Consider the following 18,316-nt stretch of genomic DNA (forward strand, 5'->3'; position numbering starts at 1 on the left):
AATCGCGCGCTTTGCTCTCTTGCTTAAGCGGCCGTCGAGAGTTCGCGTAGGGCGGCGTTGGCGATGGTCAGCTTGGCGAAGGTCCAGCCGCCGCCGGCCTGTTCGATATCCTCGATCGTGCGCTTGACCGCCTTGGGGCGATCGCCACGCAGCGCGGCCCAGGATGCGATGGCCGACTTGGCGGCAGCCTCATCCTCGCCCGCCTGGGCGTTGGCCGCGAACTTCAGCACCGATTGGGTGATCGAGGTCTGCTCGACCAACATGTCCTCGATCAGGCGACGGACGGCGAGGCGCTCGAACGCATCGCCGCCGACGAAAGCCCCAGCTGCGCCGCGCAGGCGATCGAAGCCGAAGGCCGCGCCGACCTGGTGGTACAGGCGGGCGACGTTCTCGACGCTCCAGCTCGACGCATTGGCCAGGTCGACCAGATCGGCGGCCGTCGTCAGCGGCTGCAGGGCCGCGACGGCCTGGGCCAGGGCTTCGGGCGCGCCGTCGCCGACATAGGCCTTCACGCGTTTGGCGACGGCCTTCTGCTCGTAAGGCGACAAGATCGCGGGCGCCATGCCGGTCAAGGCCTGCACCGACGGACCATAGGCGTCGACCAGTTGCTGGACGGTCGCCTTGTCGCGCACCGCCCGGCGGGCCAGCCAGAAGCTGAGGCTGCGCAGGGCGTAGGCCAGGGCCTTGTAGAGCGCCGTCTGGCCCTCGGCCGACGCCTTGTTGTCCAGAGCGCTGACCTGGTCCCACAGACCGTCGACGCCGAGGATCTCGCGGGCGGCCGTGAAGCCCACCACCACTGCGCCGACGTCGGCCACGGCGGCGGCCTTCAGCCGGCTGACGAAGGTCGGGCCGCACATATTGACCATCTCATTGCCGACCACCGTGGCGATGATCTCGCGCTTCAGACGGTGCTTCTGCATGGCGTCGGCATACCGATCCAGCGCCTTGGGGAAGTAGCCGCGCAGGGTCGCCTCGAACCACGGATCGTCCGGCGCCTGGCTGGCGACGATGTCGTCGAACAGGTCCAGCTTGCCGTAGGCCAGCAGCACCGCCAGCTCGGGCCGGGTCAGGCCCTTGTTGGCGGCCTTGCGCTCCAGCAGCGCCGTATTGGTCGGCAGGCCCTCGACCTTGCGGTCCAGGCGGCCGCGCTGCTCCAGATCGACCATGTAGCGGATCTGGGCGTCGACCTCGCTGACCGCGTCGGTTTCAAGCAGGGTCAGGGCCAGCGTCTGATCGTAATTGTGCTCCAGCACGTGGTGGCCGACATCGTCGGTCATCGAGGCCAGCAGCGTGTTGCGGCTTTCGCGGGTCAGCTCGCCGCCGCGCTCCAGGATCCCGGTCAGGATCTTGATATTGACCTCGTGGTCGGAGCTGTCGACGCCGGCCGAGTTGTCGATGGCGTCGGTGTTGATGTGACCACCAGCTTGCGCGAACTCGATGCGGCCCGCTTGCGTCAGGCCGAGGTTGGCGCCTTCGCCCACGACCTTGACCCGCAGGTCCGCGCCGTTGATGCGGATGGCGTCATTGGCCTTGTCGCCAGCGTCGGCGTTGCTCTCGCCCCGGGCCTTCACATAGGTGCCGATGCCGCCCAGATAGAGCAGCTCTGCCTTCGATTTCAGGATCGCGGTCATCAGCTCGGCTGGCGAGACGGCCTCGGCCTTGATCTCGAACAGCTCGCGCACTTCCTTCGACAGCGGGATGCTCTTTAGGGTGCGAGCGAAGACGCCGCCGCCCGCCGAGATCTTCGACTTGTCGTAGTCGTCCCACGACGAGCGCGGCAGCTTGAACATCCGGTCGCGCTCTTCCCACGACGAAGCCGGATCCGGGTTCGGATCGAGGAAGATGTGGCGGTGATCGAAGGCGGCCAGCAGCTTGGTCTGCTTGGACAGCAGCATGCCGTTGCCGAACACGTCGCCCGACATATCCCCGACGCCGACCACGGTGAAGGGCTGGGTCTGGATGTCCTTGCCCAACTCGCGGAAGTGGCGCTTGACCGCTTCCCAGGCGCCGCGGGCGGTGATGCCCATGACCTTATGGTCGTAGCCGACCGAGCCACCGGATGCGAAGGCGTCGCCCAGCCAGAAGCCGTAGCTCTCTGCCACGCCATTGGCGATGTCGGAGAACGTCGCCGTGCCCTTGTCGGCAGCGACGACCAGATACGGATCCTGACCGTCATGCACGACCACCGAGACCGGCGGCACGACCTGATTGTCCGCGTCGATATTGTCGGTCAGGTCCAGGAGGCCGGACAGGAAGGTCTTATAGGCGCGGATCGCCTCGGCCTGGATCGCGTCACGGTCGCCGCCGCGCGGCAGTTGCTTGGGATAGAAGCCGCCCTTCGAACCGACCGGCACGATGACGGCGTTCTTGACCTGCTGGGCCTTCACCAGACCCAGCACTTCGGTGCGGAAGTCATCGCGGCGATCCGACCAGCGCAAACCGCCACGGGCGACCGGGCCGAAGCGCAGGTGCACGCCTTCGACATGCGGGGCCGAGACATAGATCTCGCGATAGGGCTTGGGGGCGGGCAGGTCTTCCAGCTCGCGCGAGGCGATCTTGAAGCTGATGTATGGCTTGGGGCCGCCATCGGCGGCCGGCTGGTAGAAGTTGGTCCGCTGGATCGCGCCGACTAGGGCGGCCAGGCGGCGCAGCACGCGGTCAGAGTCGAGGCTCTCGACGGCCTGCAAGGCCTCGGTGATCTTGCCCTCGACGGCCTTGGCCTGCTCCTGGCGGGTCTTGAGATCCGCGCGGACGGCTGGATCGAACTTGGTCTGGAAGAGGTCCAGGATCAGGCGGGCGACGCCCGGATGATCAGCCAGGGCCTGCTCCTGGACGCCCTGGCTGGGGTCGAGGCCGGACTGTTGCCGATAGCGGGCCAGGGCGCGGATCAGGGCGGCCTCTCGCCAGCCGATGCCCAGTTCCAGCACCAGGCGGTTGAAGCCGTCGCTCTCGGCGCGGCCCGTCCAGATGGCGACGAAGGCGGCCTCGAAAGCCTGTTTGATGTCGCCGAACACCAGGTGCTCGCCAGCCTCGTCCTGCAGGACGAATTCGTGGACCCAGACCGGCTTGCCGTCCGGCGAGACCTTGAAGCCGTCCTCGATCAGGGCCTTCAGCCCCATGTGCTCCAGGATCGGCAGCACGTCGGCCAGCGGCGCGGCGGCGCCCGGGCGATAGAGCTTGAAGCGGAACGTAACCGCGCTGTCGTCAGCGCGGCGGAAGGCCCGCACGCGGACGGCCTCGTCCTGCGCCAGGTCGTCGATGACCTGGATGTCGGCCAGCGCCTCGTCGGCGTCGTACTGGTCGCGATAGCCCGGCGGGAAGGCGCCAGCATAGCGGGCCAGCAGATGCGCGACGCGGCCGGTCGAACCTTCACGGACGGCGGCTTCGAAGCGGTCTTCCCAGGTGCGGGCGGTCTCGGCGATGGCGGCCTCGACGGCGGCCATGTCCGGCTCGGCGTGGTCGCCGGGCGTCACGCCGAGGATGTAGTGAACGCGGGCCAGCGGGGCGTCGGAAAAGCTCGGATAGTAGGCCGACACCCGGCCCCGGAACGCCTTGGCCAGGATCTCGCCGGCTCGGGCGCGGACGCCGGAGTCGTAGCGGTCACGCGGCACGAACATCAGCACCGAGATGAAGCGGTCGAACGGGTCGCGACGGGCGAAAAGCTTGACGCGCGGTCGGTCATAGAGGTGCAGCACCCCCATGGCCGTGGCCAGCAGCTGCGCCTCTTCGGTCTGGAACAGTTCGTCGCGCGGCCAGGTCTCGAGAATGTTGCGCAGACGCTTGCCGTTGTGGCTGTCCGGGTCCTTGCCCGCGCTGCCCAGGACATGGGCGACCTTGCGGCGGACCAGCGGCACCTCGTGCGCCGGGGTCTCATAGGCCTCGGCGGTGAACAGGCCCACGAAGCGGACCTCGCCCGAGGCCTTGCCGTCGGCGCCGTAACGACGCACGCCGACATAGTCCATGTAGCCGCGGCGATGGACGCGCGAGCGCAGGTTCGACTTGGCCACCACGATCGGGTCGCCGATGTCGATGTGGCTGCGAATCTGGGCCGACAGGATGGCGGGCTCGCTGCCGCGACGCAGCACGGTGCGGGCCTGGTCACGCAGCACGCCCAGGCTGCCTTCGGGCTGATAGAGTGGCTCCTCGGCGGCGTAGCCGCCGTCGGCGGTGCGCGGATATTCGTAGACGCGGGCGCCCAGGAACACGAAATGGTCGCTCTCGAGCCAGTCGAGGAAGTCGAGGTCCTCGGCCTTCTCCTCGACCGAGACCGAGGTGGTCGCCCCCTTCAGTTCGCTGATCGTGCGGCGCATCAGGGCGCGCATGGCCTCGAAGTCCTGGACGGCCATCTGCACGTCGGACAACGCTTCGCGGACGCCTCCCAGCAGGGCTGCTTCGCGGTCCTCGCCGACCGGGGCCAGCCAGATCTGGATCATCGAGCGGCGGACGCCGCCGCAGTCGGCCACGGGGTGGAACATGGCGCGGACCGAGAAGCCGGCCTCGGTGACCTCGCCCATGATGCTGTCGACCAGGAACGGACGGTCGGCCTGGACGATCTCCAGCAGATCGGAGCGGATCTCGCCGCCTTCGGTGCGACGCAGGCGAATGACGGGCTCGGAGACGTCCTTGGCGCTCTCGCCAAAGCGCCAGAAATCGGCCAGGGCGCGAGCGACGTCGGCGACGTCCAGGCCAGGCAGTTCCTCGGCGGACCAGTCGTCCTGCGCCTGGGTGATGAAGCCGCGTGCGGCGGGCGACAGGGCCTCGGCCGACGCGCCCAGGGCCTGGGCGAAAGCGCTTACCAGCGGACCGATCGGAGCCCCAGTGGACGTGAGGTCATTTTTTTCACCGATCATAGGATTCCCTCGCGAATTTTTGGTCGGAACCTAGCCCGTTTGGGCGTTACTTCAACCGCTACGTCTGGAATTGGAAAGAATTCGTGCCGTTCATCGCAAATCCGGCCGGAAACGGAAGCGCCGCCGGCTGGGGGGAAGCCGGCGGCGCGGGCCCGCTCCGGGGGACGGGCGGGCGGTTTCCGCTTCGGTCCGGGCGGCCTTGCCAGCCGGGACCTGCGGGGTGTCCGGTTGGGGGGCGCCGGACAGGGCATAGATAGGCGCCGAGGTCCGGAGTTTAAGGGGCGAGCTCATTTCTTTCGCGGAGTCCGGCGAGCCGGCGAGGAATCGGGCGCAGGACCATGGCCGCCCTTGCCGCCCGCGCCCTGCGGGTCGCCGTCCTCGGACAGCAGGATCGCGATCCAGCGCGAGCCCTCGAACTGGGCCAGGATCACCATGGCCGCCACGGTCAGGGGCGTGGACAGGAACATGCCCGGCACGCCCCAGAGCGCGCCCCACACCGCCAGCGACAACAGGATCACCGTCGGATCCATGTTCAGGCTGTCGCCCTGCATGCGCGGATAGATGACATTGCCGACCACGAAGAAGATCCCCTGCAGCGCCGCGAACAGGATGATCGCCGGCCACAGGCTGTCGGGGAACTGAACCAGCGCGAACAGCGGCGGCAGGAAGCAGCCGATGGCGCCGCCGATGATGGGCAGATAGGCGGCCAGGAAGATCAGGAAGGCCCAGAAGAAGGCGTTGTCCAACCGGACCAGCATCATCACCACCCAGGCGGCGACGGCGATCATCAGGCCGGTGACCGTTTGAATCCACAGGTACTGCTCCACGCCGTCGCGGATGCGCTGGAACATGTTCATGTTCGACTCGCGCTCGGCATGGTGCGGGAAGAGTGCGACGATCTTTCGTCCGAAGCCTTTGCGCGAGGCGAGAATGAAGCCGAGATAGATCAGCACTAGCACGGCGCTGGTGCCGAAGTTTTTGAACGATTGGGCCACGTCGCCGATATAGCTCTGCAGGTTCCACAGCTTGGCCAGGTCGCCAATGGTGGGAACGCCATGCAACTGCAGGCCGGGAAACAGCCTGCTGGCCAACGGCGTGAACTTGGCGATGATCGCGTTCAGGCTGGCGACATATTCCGAGGAGTGGTCGAAGAACGTCTTGCTGTTCACGACGACGATCCAGACAGAGACGCCGAACAACGCCAGGGACAGCACCACGGCCGTTGGTAGCGCCAGCTTCCGTGGGAACCCTGGCGTGCGCATGGTCAGCACCCGGGCGAAGCTGTCGATCATCACCGCCAGAAACACGGCCAGCGCCAGGGGGGTCAGGATGTCCTGCATCCACTTCAGCGTCGCCCCGCCGGCAATGACGGCCAGGAAGACCACCGCGTTGCGCGTCGTGACCGGCGGCGGAGCGCGGGGCGGATCAGTGGCCGTCATTTGTAAAATATCTCCAGAGGCGAGCCCGACATTGCCTGTCTCGATTGGCGACGCGCAAGGCCCCGGTTAGGGTCGCGTCCAACCTTGTGAGGAATTGCGCCCATGCCGCTGTCGATTGGCGAAAACGAGATCCTGGTTGGCCTGGGCGAAGGCCCCGTGACGCAGAGACTCGATCGCTCCAACCGCCACGGCGTCGTCGCCGGCGCGACGGGCACCGGCAAGACCGTGACCTTGCAGATTCTGGCCCAGGCCTTCTCCGACGCCGGGGTGCCTGTGTTCGCCGCCGACGTGAAGGGCGACCTCTCGGGCGTGGCCATGCCCGGGACCCCGAACGAGAAGATGCAGGCCCGCGCCGACCAGATGGGCCTGGTGCTGTCGCCGGCCGCGCCGCCGGTGGTGTTCTGGGACCTGTTCGGCCAGAAGGGCCATCCGATCCGTACGACGATCTCCGAGATGGGTCCGCTGCTGCTGTCGCGCCTGCTGGAGCTGAACGACGTGCAGGAAGGCGTGCTGACCATCGTCTTCCACGTCGCCGACCAGGACGGCCTGCTGCTGCTGGACCTGAAGGACCTGCAGGCGGCGCTGAAATATGTCGCCGACCACGCCGACGAGATCGGCACGCAGTATGGCAACGTCTCGGCCGCCACGGTCGGAGCCATCCAGAGGAAGCTGCTGACCCTGCAGACGCAAGGGGCCGATCACTTCTTCGGCGAGCCGGCCCTGGACCTGTCCGACATCATGCGCACCGACGCGGCCGGGCGCGGCTACGTGAACCTGCTGGCCGCCGATCGGCTGATCCAGTCGCCCAAGCTCTATTCGACCTTCCTGCTGTGGCTGCTGTCGGAGTTGTTCGAGGTGCTGCCCGAGGTCGGCGATCCGGAGAAGCCCAAGCTGGTGTTCTTCTTCGACGAGGCCCACCTGCTGTTCAACGACGCGCCCAAGCCGTTGCTGGAGAAGATCGAGCAGGTCGTACGCCTGATTCGCTCCAAGGGCGTGGGCATCTATTTCGTTACCCAGAACCCGGCCGACATTCCCGACGGGGTGCTTGGCCAGCTGGGCGCCCGGGTGCAGCACGCCCTGCGCGCCTATACCCCCGCCGATCAGAAGGGACTGAAGGCCGCCGCCCAGTCGTTCCGGGTCAACCCGAACTTCGACACCGCCGAGACGATCCAGGCTCTGGGCGTCGGCGAGGCCCTGGTGTCGACCCTGGACGAGAAGGGCGCGCCGCATGTGGTGCAGAAGACCCTGATCCGCCCGCCAGCCTCGCGCCTGGGGCCGCTCTTGCCGGCCGAGCGCGCCGCCTTGCAGGCCCAGAGCCCGGTGGCGGGCGTCTATGACGCCACGGTCGATCGCGACTCCGCCTACGAAATTCTGCAGGGCCGCGCCAAGAAGGCCCAGGCGGCCGCCGATGACGCCCGCGAACAGGCCGAGGAAGACAAGCGCGAAGCGGCCGAGGCCAAGGTGCGTGAACGCGAGGAAGCCCAGCGCGCCCGCGAAAGCCGTCCCCGCGCCTCAAGTCGCCAGACCATGACAGAGGCCTTCGCCACCACCCTGGTCCGCACCGTCGCCTCGACGGCCGGTCGCGAACTGATGCGCGGTCTGCTGGGCGGCCTGCTCGGCGGATCTACGAGTCGCCGTCGCCGCTAGAGCCTGTTTAAGCTCCAGTCCGGCGCTTGCGGGGCGCTGGCGCCTTCTTCGGCCCCTTCTCAGGCGGCCGCGGCTCGCGGGCGGCCAGCAGGGCCGAGGCGATCTCGGCCAGCTGGTCGATCTGGAACGGCTTGCGCAGCATCGGCCAGGGCAGGTCGACGGGCGCGGTGTCCATGCGGTCGCCCGCATAGCCGGTGGTCAGCAGCACAGCCATGTCCGGCCGCTTGGCCGAAGCCGACCGCGCGAGGTCCACGCCGCTGACGCCGCCAGGCATGATCACGTCCGACATCAGCAGGTCAAAGGTCACGTCCTCCTCAAGCGTCTTCAAGGCCGAGGCCCCGTCTTCGGCGGTGGCGACCTCGCAACCCAGGTCGCGCAGAAGGCCGCCGGCGATCTCGCGCACGGCCGCATCGTCCTCGACCAGCAACACCCGCACGCCTTTGAGCCGATCGCGGATCGTTGACGGGTCGACGGTCAGGGCCGGCGTCGCGGCCTCGTCGGTGGCCGGCAGATAAAGGGCGACGGTCGTGCCGCGTCCCTCGACGCTGTCGATGGTCACCCCGCCGCCGCACTGACGCAGGAAGCCGTAGACCTGGGCCAGGCCCAGGCCCGTGCCCTTGCCGACCTCCTTGGTCGTGAAGAACGGCTCGAACACCCGCGCCAGAACCTCGGCCGGCATGCCCGCGCCCGTGTCGCTGACCGCCACGCGGACATAATCGCCGGGCGCGGTATCGGCGACCTCGCCCGGCGCCAGCGTCACGGGTGCGACGGCGATGGTGATCTCGCCGCCGAAGGCGGTGGCGTCGGCGGCGTTGACCACGAGGTTCAGCAGCGCAGCCTCGAACTGGGCCGCGTCAACCCGCGCGCCGGAAGCCGCCGGTTCGCGGCGCAAGACCAGGGCCACGCCTTCACCGACCGCCCGGCGCAGCAGGGGTTCAGCCTGGTCGAGCAAGGCGCCGATCTCGACCACCTCCAGCTTTAGCTCCTGGTTCCGCGAGAAGGCCAGCAACTGACGGGTCAGGCGCTCGCCGCGCTGTCCCGCCGCCAGGGCCGCTTCGGCCAGGCGGGTGACGCGCGGCGTGTCGTCAGGCCGGCGCAGGATCATGTCCAGACCTCCGACGATCACGGTCAGCAGGTTGTTGAAGTCGTGCGCCACCCCGCCGATCAGCCTGCCGACCGTCTCCAGCCGCTGGGCTTGCGCCAAGGCGGTCTGGGCGTGAGCGGTCTCGGCCATGCTGGCCTGCAGAGCGGCCGTGCGCTCGGCGACCCGGTCCTCCAGATCCTTCCGCGCCTCGACCGTCTCGGTGAAGTCGAAGCAGCTGCCAATATAGCCGCGATAGGCCCCGGCCTCGTCGAAGCGCGGCGCACCGACGCTGCTGATCCAGCGCCAGGCCCCGTCGGCGCGGCGCAGGCGGAAGGCGACATTGAAGGGCTCGCGCCGGCTGGCCGCCGCGTCGGCGATCTCGAAGCCGGCTTGGCGATCCTCCGGATGCAGGCCCTCGCGCCAGCCGGCGCCCAGTTCGGCCTCGAGGGCGCATCCGCGAAAGTGGAGCCAGGCCTGGTTGAACCAGTCGGCCTGACCATCCTCCGCCGTGGCCCAGATCAGAACCGGCGCCGTATTGGCCACGCTACGGAACAGCTCCTCGCTGCTGCGCAGGGCCGCCGCCGCGCGGCGCTCCTGGGTCACGTCGCGGAAGGTCACGGCCAGATCCTCGCCCAGGCGCACACCACTGGAGCGGATCCAGCGCTCCTCGCCGTCGATCATCCGCCGCACGTCGATATCGTCGGGCCCCCCGGCCCCCAGCAAGCGCCTAAGGCAATCGACCATGTCGCGGCCGGTCTCGTCGGGAAACACGTCCAGGACCCGCCGGCCCAGCAGGGTCGAGGCCCCCTCGGTCGCATGGTCTCGGCCATCGGATTGGCGTAGGTCCAGCGGAAGTCGACCACCCGTCCGGCCTCGCGGACCGGCTCCAGGATCACGAAGGCGTCCAGCGACACCTCCTGCACCGAACGGAAGCGCGCTTCGGCCGCCAAGCCGGACCGCACGGCCCGCCGCAGAGCCTCGACCAGCAAGACGATCAGCCCGCCGCATAGCAGGAACATGCTCAGCTGCGCCGCTTCGCGGGAATGCAGGATCCACGCGCCGTCGGGCGCCATCCAGAACCGCCAGGCGGTCAGGGCGCTGATCACCAGGGCCAGAAGCCCCGGTCCCAGCCCGCCGACCATCGCCGCGACCATGACCGCGACGAAGAAGGTCGGAAAATAGACTGGAACGCCGAACACGAAGACGGCCCCGAAGCGGGCGGCGACGGCGACGCCCACCGCCAGCAGCGCGAAGCCGTAGCGCAATTCGCGCCGATCGGCCGCGGTCACGAACTTGATGGCGGTCCGTCCCAGCACGTGCTCGCCTCGATGTCGGCTCTACGGCCCCGCTTGGCGCCGTCATAACACGTCAAGGCTTAGGCGGTTCCGCGGCCCCGCGCAAAGCGGTCGACCCCGCTTGACCCGATCAGGCCGAGCGCTTGGCCTCGTCCGGCGCCTGTCCGAGATCGACAGGGCCTTCCAGCCGCGCATGCGCCGCGCCCGTCACGGTCCAGGCCGACAGCGTGTCGATCGGGGCCGGGCGACCGATGGCGTAGCCTTGCAGCTCGGTGCAGTTCTCGCCGCGCAGGAAGATGATCTGCTCCTCGGTCTCCACGCCCTCGGCCACGACCGGGATCTCCAGGCTGCGGCCCAGGCCCAGGACGGCGCGCACGATGACGGTGGCGCGGTCGTGGCGATGGATGTTCTCGACGAAGCTCTTGTCGATCTTGATCTTGTCGAACGGGAACGACTGCAGGGTCGACAGCGACGAGAAGCCCGTGCCGAAGTCGTCCATGGCGATCCGCACGCCCAGGGCCTTCAGGCGGCGCAGATTGTCCAGCGCGCGCTGGTAGTCCTTGAACAGGGCGCTCTCCGTGATCTCCAGCTCCAGACGCGAGGGCGACAGGCCGGTGGTGATCAGCACCTCGTGCACCAGGCTCGGCAGGGCCGGGTTGTGCAACTGGATCGGCGAGAGATTGACGGCGATGCGCAGCGGCTTCTCCCACGAGGCGGCGTCGGCGCAGGCGCGGCGCAGGACCCAGTCGCCCAGGGCGCCGATCAGGCCGTTCTCTTCGGCAACCGGGATGAACTCCAGCGGCGGGATCATGCCGCGCGTCGGGTGGCGCCAGCGGACCAAGGCCTCGAAGCCGCAGACCTCGCCATCGGTGGCGCGCGCCAGGGGCTGGTAGTGGACCACCAGTTCCCCGTCGGCGATGCCCTGGCGCAGATCGCGGGCCAGGTTGCGGCGCTCGCGGATGGTGTCGTCCATCTCGCGCTTGAAGAAACGATAGATCCCTCGGCCGCTTTCCTTCGCGCGGTAGAGGGCCATGTCGGCGTTGGCCATCAGCGATTCGGTCGTGCGGCCGTCGTCGGGATAGAGGCTGACGCCGAGGCTGGAGCCCAGAGCCAGTTCCTGGCCGTCGTGGACCATCGGCGCCGACAGGAGCTCGATCAGGCGGCCCGCCAGTTCGGCGGCCGCGGTCGGCTGGTCGCCGCCGGCCACCTGGACGATGATGAATTCGTCGCCGCCCAGACGGGCGGCGAAGGACGGGGCCTGGACCGCCGACTGCAGGCGGCGGGCGGTCTCGACCAGGATGGCGTCGCCGGCCAGGTGACCGTGCTGGTCGTTGGCTTCCTTGAAGTGATCCAGGTCGATGCAGATCACCGACAGGCTCTCGCCCGAGGCCTCGACGCGGTCCAGGGCCGCACCCAGGCGGGCTTGCAGCGAATTGCGGTTCGGCAGGCCGGTCAGACCGTCGTGCTCGGCGAGGTAGCGGATCTTCTCCTCGGCGGCGCGGCGCTCGCGCAGATCGCGCACGGCCAGGACCGTCAGGCCCGAGGTCTCGATGCGGGCGCCGTCGTCCATCAGGCGCGAGAAGACCTCGACCGGAATCTCGCGACCGCCGGCGACGGGTTGGATCTTGCCTTCGCGGCGCACGCCCTCGCGGGTCGGACCCGCTTCGTCGAAGGTGAGGATCGAGCCGACCAGCGGGCGACCGACCAGTTCAGAGAGCTCGGCGCCGACCAGCTCGCAGAAGGCGGCGTTGGCGTCATTGATCTTGCCCGACTGGACCACGACCAGGCCTTCGTAGGCGGCGTTGGCCAGGCGGCGGATGCGCTCGAGGGCCGAACGCGAGGTCTGGGATTCGATGGCGACGGCGCCGAGGCCGCCCAGGATGATCATGGCCGTGATCGAGCCGACGGCCAGGGTCAGTATGCCGCCCGACAGGAGTTGGTCGGGCACCTGGACCCCGGCGTCGGGAACGATGGTGATCGCCGACATGCCGGTGAAGTGCAGGGCGACGATGCCCAGGCACAGCAGGCCGCCGCCGATGGTCTGGTTCCTGACGGTGCGGGCTTGACCGGCCAGCACCAGGGCGGCGGTCGCGCCGCAGACGCCCAGGATGGCCGATAGGCCGACGGTGGCGTGTTCCCAGACCAGGTGGCCCTGGGTCACGAAGGCCGACATGCCCGTATAGTGCATGGCCGCGACCCCGAGGCCGATCAGGACGCCGCCGGCGAAGTCATTGGTGGTCGAGCGCTGGGCCGACGCCACGGCGAAACCGCTGGCCATGAACAGCACGGCGATCATTAGCGACAGCAGGGTGCCGGTCGGGCTGTAGCCAGTCTTCAGGCCCGGCGTGAAGGCGACCATGGCGATGAAGTGGGTGGCCCAGACGCTGGAGCCGGCGACCAGACCGGTCAGCAGCAGCCAGGCGGCGCGGACGACGCCTCGAGCGCCGCGCATCCGCGAATAGAGGCGGAACGTGGTGAAGCAGCCGGCGATGCAGACGAGGCCGGCGACAAGCACCAGGCGCAGGTCATGTTGCGTCGTCAGGCAGGTCAGAAACTTGAGCACGCACGCCCCCGGGGGTTACATCCCTCCAGAGCTACAGCGAGAGTTGCAAATAAAGCGTTTCACGACAGTTTGCCGCGACGTACGGTCCGGCCGACGCCTTGGCGCGGGTGATATTTGCCCGTTCAACGACCGTCGTTCAGCCGCGGAGCTGAGCCTGATGCCAAGCCCAGGCGCTGGCGAGAATGGCGTCGAGGTCGCGCGAGGGCCGCCAGCCCAACTCGGCGCGGGCCTTGGCGTTGTCGCCCACCAGGATCGGTGCGTCCCCCGGGCGGCGGGCGGCCATCTCGACCGGCAGCGGCCGGCCCGTGGCCCGCCCGACGCCGTCGACCAGCTCGCGCACCGTGGTGCCCGCGCCCGTGCCCAGATTGTAGGACTCCGATGATCCGCCAGCCAGAAGACGCTTCAGCGCCGCGACGTGGGCGTCGGCCAGGTCCAGGACGTGGACGTAGTCGCGCACCGCCGTGCCGTCGCGCGTGTCGTAGTCGTCGCCGAAGATCGTGAAGTGCGAGCGCTGTCCCAGGGCGACCTGGATCGCCAGCGGAATGGCGTGGGTCTCCGGCTCGTGCCACTCGCCTATGCGGCCTTCGGGATCGGCGCCGGCGGCGTTGAAATACCGCATCACCGCGCTGCGGAAGCCGACATAGCGGTCGTAGTCGGCCAGGGCCTGCTCGACCATCAGCTTGCTGCGGCCGTACGGATTGAGCGGGGCCTGCGGGTGATCCTCCGGCATCGGCAAAGTCACCGGGTCGCCGAAGGTGGCGCAGGTCGAGGAGAACACCAGGACCTCGACCCCGGCCCGCCGTGCGGCCTCGACCAGGGTGATCGTCCCGCCGACATTGTTGTCGAAGAAGGCGCCGGGGTTCTTGACCGACTCGCCGACCTCGATCCGGGCGGCGAAGTGCAGGACCGCGACCGGCTTGTGCTGGGCGAAGACCGCGTCCAGCCGCGCGGCGTCACGGATGTCGCCGATCTCCAGCGGGCCCCACTGGACGTGCTCGCGGTGACCGTTCGACAGATCGTCGAACACCACCGGCCGGAAGCCAGCCTCGGCGAGCGCGAGGCAACAGTGCGACCCGACATAGCCGGCGCCGCCAGCCACCAAAACGGTCTGCATTGAAATACTCCACGCGATGGCTCTCGCTAGCGAGTTTACTTGCCGGTTGGAAGCCGCCGCCCCACCGGGTCGTCGGCAAGTCATGCCGCTGGGCGTTTAGGGCTTATCCCGCAAGAGCGCCCCGCCTGACGCCGACCGCTTCGACAGCTGGTGCTCACGCCAGGAGATGAACAGGGTCGAGGCGACCACGATCGCCGCGCCGAAGATCACCGCCGGTTTCGGAACCTCGTGAAACAGCAGTAGACCCGCGCCCACGGCAAAGACCAGCCGCGTATAATCGATCGGAGCCATGACCGCCGCCTCGCCGGCCTCCATGCCCTTGATATAGGCCCCCTGGGTGAAGGTGCCGATCACGCCCATGGCGGCCAGCAGGCCAAGGTCCGGCCACGTTGGCCGCTTCCAGACGAACAGGGCCGGTGGGATGGCGAAGACTAGGCCCAGCACGGCGGCGTAGACCAGCAGCACGAACGGGCTGTGATCGCGGGTCATGACCTTCATTCCGGTGATGGTCAGGGCGAACAGGAAGGCCGAGATCAGGGCGCAGGCCTGCGGCCAGCCGATCCAGGCGGCGGCTCCGCCCGAACCTGGCCTGAGCATGATCAGCACGCCCAGAAAGCCGACCAGGGCCGCGCCGATCCGCAAGGGTCCGATCGGTTCGCGCAGCACGAAGGCTGCCAGCGGCACCAGCCACAAGGTCCGGGTGAACGACAGGGCGTTGGCGTCTGCCAGCGGCAGCTTCTGATAGGCGTAGAAGCCCATGATCAGCGCCAGGACCCCGGCGCTGGAGCGGAAGATCAGGATCCCCGGCCGGGTCGTGCGGAAAGCGGCCCGCCAGTCGCGGGCCATCAGCGGCAGGAGCACGATCACGCCCGCCAGCTGCCGGTAGAAAGTCTGGAGCGCGGCCGGATAGCCCGGCCCCAGGAACTTGATCAGGGTGGTCATCGCCGTGAACCCGACCGCCGAGGCCAGCATCCACAGCGCGCCGCGCAGGTTGGGCGTCAGGGTCACCCGGCCGCGCCGGAAGCCATCAGCTGGGCCCGCATCGCCTCGGCCTGCTCGGGCGTGATGCCCATGGCCGCCAGGATCGGCGAGGGCGTATTCCTGTCCCAGGCGCTGCGCGGGCCGACGGTGATGCCGCCATCGACGACGATGTGGGTCCCGGTCACGAACTGGGAGTCGTCGCTGGCCAGGTAGAGAGCGGCGGCGGCGATGTCCTCGGGCAGGCCCGACTTGGGGATCGGCTGGATCTTCGGTCCGATCGAGGCGATCTGGGCGGCCATCTGGTCGGCGACCTCGCGCGGCAGGCCCATCGAGGCCCCGAAGATCGAGGTGGCGATCAGGCCCGGGCAGATGGCGTTGACCCGGATCTTCAGCGGCGACAGCTCGGCCGCCGCGCAGCGGCTCATGTGGATCACCGCCGCCTTGGCCGCCGAATAGGCCAGCGGACCGAAGCCCGCCTGCAGGCCGGCGATCGAGGCGGTGTTGATGATCGAGCCGCCCCCGCGCTTCAGCATCAGCGGCAGGGCGTGCTTCATGCCGATGGCCGGACCGCGCACCAGGAGGGCGAAGGTCTTGTCCCAGCCCTCGACGGTCAGCTCAGGCACCGCCGCGGGCGTGCCGCCGTGTCCGGCGTTGTTGAACAGGATGTCGAGGCCGCCGAAGCTCTCCTCGGCCAGGGCCATGGTCCTGGCCAGGTCGTCTTCCGAGGTGACGTCGCAGCGCGAGAAGCGGACGTGGTCGGGAAAGCGCCTTTCCAGCATCTCGCCCTTTTCGGCCTGTAGGTCGGCGGCGATCACGCTCGCCCCCTCGGCCACGAACAGCTCGACCGCGCCGAGCCCGATGCCCGAGCAGCCCCCGGTGACGACGGCGACCTTGCCGTCCAGACGTCCGACCATGAGAAATTCCTCCGCGTCCCCGACCTCTTCGCGGGTCAGTGATCAACGATCATATTCGCGGAGCAAACACAGGTTGGCTAGAGGCCTTCGAGCCCTCCATGCCAAGCGAAATTGGGCCAAGACGAAATCAGGCCGAGACGAAATCAGGCCGGACGGCGAACCAGCGGCTCGAGACGGCGGCCCAGGTGACTGAGAGCCAGCCATAGCAGGCATGGCGCCAGCAGCACGGCCCAGGCCAGGCCCAGGCCGACCAGGCCCAAGCCCGCGATGGCGCGATGAGCGAAGCTGGAGCGCTCCTTGGCCTCCAGAGTCATGACGCGAATATCCAGGCCCATTATCCCCCAAGCCCCTCTTTCGAGATCAACGTCGCGATGATCTCGGCCCCCACAGACCGCGTCATCCTAGCGTACTCCCTCGTTGCGAGCACGCATTTGCTCCCAACGGGCGTTTTCCGCCGCCCGGGGATCGCTTGTCGCTCGCCTGCCCAACGCCCGGACCACGTCTCGGCAAGCCGGACCGACCAGCGACCAGGGCTCGACGCAGTAGCGCGAGAACAGGCGTTGCGGATCATTCATCAGCCGGAACAGCCATTCCATGCCCATCGGGCCCATCCAGCGCGGCGCGGGCTTCTGGACGCCGGCTTCGTAGTCGAAGGCTCCGCCGACGGTGAAGGTCACGGCCGGACCGTAGGCCTTGTGGTTCTCCAGCGTCCAGATCTCCTGGCGCGGCATGCCCATGCCGACCAGCACGACATCGGGTTGGTAGTCGCGAATGGCCTCGACCACCGCGTCGTTGGCGGCCGAGCCGGGCCTGACGTCGAAATAGCCGTGGTGGCTGGCGATGTGGGCGGTCGGATAGTCCTGGTGGATGCGCGCGATAGCCTTCTCGGCCACGCCCGGGGCTCCGCCGACGAAGAAGACCTTCCAGTTCTTCTGCGTGGCCATGCTCCAGAAGTCGTCGCGCCAGTCCAGATAGGTGCAGCGATGGAAGCGCCGGCTGGCCCGGCCCACCAGGCGCGCCCAGAAGATCAACGGCACGCTGTCGACCTCGATCAGGTCGGCTTCCTTGTAGAACGCGCCGATCTGATGGTCCTTGCCGATCAGATAGAGGCTGTGAAGATTGTGGTTGGCGACGATGGCGCTCTGACGCGCTTCCAGCTTGCCGGTGACGAAATGGAACACCTCTTCCGGGCGCACCAGGTCCATCACCCCACCGAGCACGCGCACGCGTTCCTCGGGGCGCCGTGTCAGGCGATAGGCGCGCCGAGGCGCCGCCGGCGCCGCGTCGTTCATTACGCTCTGTTCCTGGGGGACGAACATCGCCGCAGAGTCTCCTAGTCTTGAGGAGCACTCTGCGGAAATGTCGTGTTTCCTTTGCTAAAAAGGATACTTAGCGGGATTTAACCACGTCCCGATAACCCTTCTAGTCAACCGTGATCACCACCTTGCCCATGGCCTTGCGGCTGGAAAGATGGGCGATGGCCTCGCCAGCGCGGGCCAGCGGGAAACGCTCGGAGACGTAAGGCTTGATCTTGCCGGTGGCGTAGAGACCCATCAGATCCTTGAGGTTCTCGGCGTGGCCCTTGGGATCGCGCGCCACCGCCGCGCCCCAGAACACCCCGACGATGTCGCACGACTTCAACAGCGTGAGATTCAACGGGATCTTCGGAATCCCCGACGGGAAACCAATGACCAGGAAGCGGCCGTTCCAGCCGGCGGCCCGGATGGTCGCCTCCGAATAATCGCCGCCGACCGCGTCATAGGCGACATCCCAGCCATTGGGTCCGCAGGCGTCCTTGATCAGGTTGGCCAGCGCTTTCTGGCCGTCCTTGTCGAACGGGCCGCGCGGATAGACGACGCCGCTGTCGGCGCCGTGCTTGATGGCCAGATCGACCTTCTCCTGGCTGGAGGCTGCGGCGATAACACGCGCCCCCGCCGCCTTGCCCAGTTCGACGGCAGCCAGGCCAACGCCGCCGGCGGCCCCCAGAACCAGCAGGGTCTCGCCGGCCTTCAGCGCGCCGCGGTCCTTCAGGGCGTAGTACGAGGTGCCGTAGGTCAGGACGAAGGCGGCGGCCTCGTCAAAGGGCATGTTGTCGGGAATGGGCGTGCAGCGCTGCTCTTCCAGGGCCAGCTTCTCGGCGAAACCGCCCCAGCCGGTCGAGGCCAGGACGCGGTCGCCGACCTTGAAGCGGGTGACGCCCTCGCCGACCGCGGCGATCACGCCCGACACCTCGCCCCCCGGCGCGAAAGGCCGCGTCGGCTTGAACTGGTACTTGTCCTCGATGATCAGGACGTCGGGATAGTTGACCCCGCAGGCCTTGACGTCGATCAGCACCTGGCCGGGACCGGCGACAGGATCGGGCAGCTCCTCCAGCACCAGGGTCTCCGGACCGCCGACTTCCTTGCTGAGCACCGCCTTCATGATCGCCT

12 protein-coding genes are annotated in these 18,316 nt (G+C 68.3%); 1 reads left to right on the top strand and 11 read right to left on the bottom strand.

The window, feature by feature from the left end:
* Positions 1-23 precede the first annotated feature (23 nt).
* Both CSW62_RS23740 and CSW62_RS23745 read right to left on the bottom strand, forming a co-directional pair.
* On the bottom strand, positions 24-4,850 hold the full coding sequence (locus tag CSW62_RS23740; protein WP_233206768.1) for an NAD-glutamate dehydrogenase: 4,827 nt from the start codon (positions 4,848-4,850) through the stop codon (positions 24-26).
* 287 nt (positions 4,851-5,137) lie between these two features.
* On the bottom strand, positions 5,138-6,289 hold the full coding sequence (locus CSW62_RS23745) for an AI-2E family transporter (protein WP_099581933.1): 1,152 nt from the start codon (positions 6,287-6,289) through the stop codon (positions 5,138-5,140).
* A 102-nt stretch (positions 6,290-6,391) separates the two neighbouring features.
* Between CSW62_RS23745 and CSW62_RS23750 the strand changes: the two genes are divergently transcribed.
* The gene (locus tag CSW62_RS23750; RefSeq protein ID WP_099581934.1) at positions 6,392-7,936 is read left to right on the top strand and encodes a helicase HerA-like C-terminal domain-containing protein; all 1,545 of its coding nucleotides are present in this window, start codon (positions 6,392-6,394) and stop codon (positions 7,934-7,936) included.
* Positions 7,937-7,943: 7 nt separating this feature from the next.
* On the opposite strand, the gene CSW62_RS23755 is transcribed toward CSW62_RS23750, so the two are convergent.
* The 9 genes from CSW62_RS23755 to CSW62_RS23795 all read right to left on the bottom strand — a co-directional run bounded on the left by CSW62_RS23755 (position 7,944) and on the right by CSW62_RS23795 (position 18,308).
* A complete protein-coding gene (locus tag CSW62_RS23755) occupies positions 7,944-9,701 on the bottom strand; it encodes an ATP-binding protein (protein ID WP_233206807.1) in 1,758 nt (585 codons plus the stop codon).
* Positions 9,698-10,336 (bottom strand): DUF4118 domain-containing protein, encoded by a 639-nt coding sequence (locus CSW62_RS23760; RefSeq protein WP_099581936.1) that lies wholly within the window; start codon positions 10,334-10,336, stop codon positions 9,698-9,700. The genes CSW62_RS23755 and CSW62_RS23760 overlap by 4 nt, the downstream gene beginning before the upstream one ends.
* A 109-nt stretch (positions 10,337-10,445) precedes the next feature.
* Positions 10,446-12,878 carry an EAL domain-containing protein gene (locus tag CSW62_RS23765; RefSeq protein WP_099581937.1) on the bottom strand — a complete coding sequence of 811 codons (2,433 nt, stop codon included), beginning with the start codon at positions 12,876-12,878 and terminating at the stop codon, positions 10,446-10,448.
* 136 nt (positions 12,879-13,014) lie between these two features.
* Complete coding sequence (galE, locus tag CSW62_RS23770) at positions 13,015-13,992, bottom strand: UDP-glucose 4-epimerase GalE (RefSeq protein WP_099581938.1); 978 nt, start codon at positions 13,990-13,992, stop codon at positions 13,015-13,017.
* 96 nt (positions 13,993-14,088) lie between these two features.
* Positions 14,089-15,000, bottom strand: coding sequence for a DMT family transporter (locus CSW62_RS23775; RefSeq protein WP_099581939.1), 912 nt, complete (start codon positions 14,998-15,000; stop codon positions 14,089-14,091).
* A complete protein-coding gene (locus tag CSW62_RS23780) occupies positions 14,997-15,887 on the bottom strand; it encodes an SDR family NAD(P)-dependent oxidoreductase (RefSeq protein WP_099581940.1) in 891 nt (296 codons plus the stop codon). Before CSW62_RS23780 ends, CSW62_RS23775 begins: the two co-directional genes overlap by 4 nt.
* Positions 15,888-16,030: 143 nt before the next feature.
* Positions 16,031-16,222 carry a hypothetical protein gene (locus tag CSW62_RS23785; protein WP_099581941.1) on the bottom strand — a complete coding sequence of 64 codons (192 nt, stop codon included), beginning with the start codon at positions 16,220-16,222 and terminating at the stop codon, positions 16,031-16,033.
* 66 nt (positions 16,223-16,288) lie between these two features.
* Positions 16,289-17,206, bottom strand: coding sequence for a WecB/TagA/CpsF family glycosyltransferase (locus tag CSW62_RS23790; RefSeq protein ID WP_099581942.1), 918 nt, complete (start codon positions 17,204-17,206; stop codon positions 16,289-16,291).
* Positions 17,207-17,309: 103 nt separating this feature from the next.
* Entirely contained in the window at positions 17,310-18,308 is a 999-nt protein-coding gene (locus CSW62_RS23795; protein WP_099581943.1) for an NADPH:quinone oxidoreductase family protein, read from the bottom strand.
* Positions 18,309-18,316: the final 8 nt, after the last annotated feature.

This window comes from Caulobacter sp. FWC2 (genome assembly GCF_002742625.1).
Classification (GTDB): Bacteria; Pseudomonadota; Alphaproteobacteria; order Caulobacterales; family Caulobacteraceae; genus Caulobacter.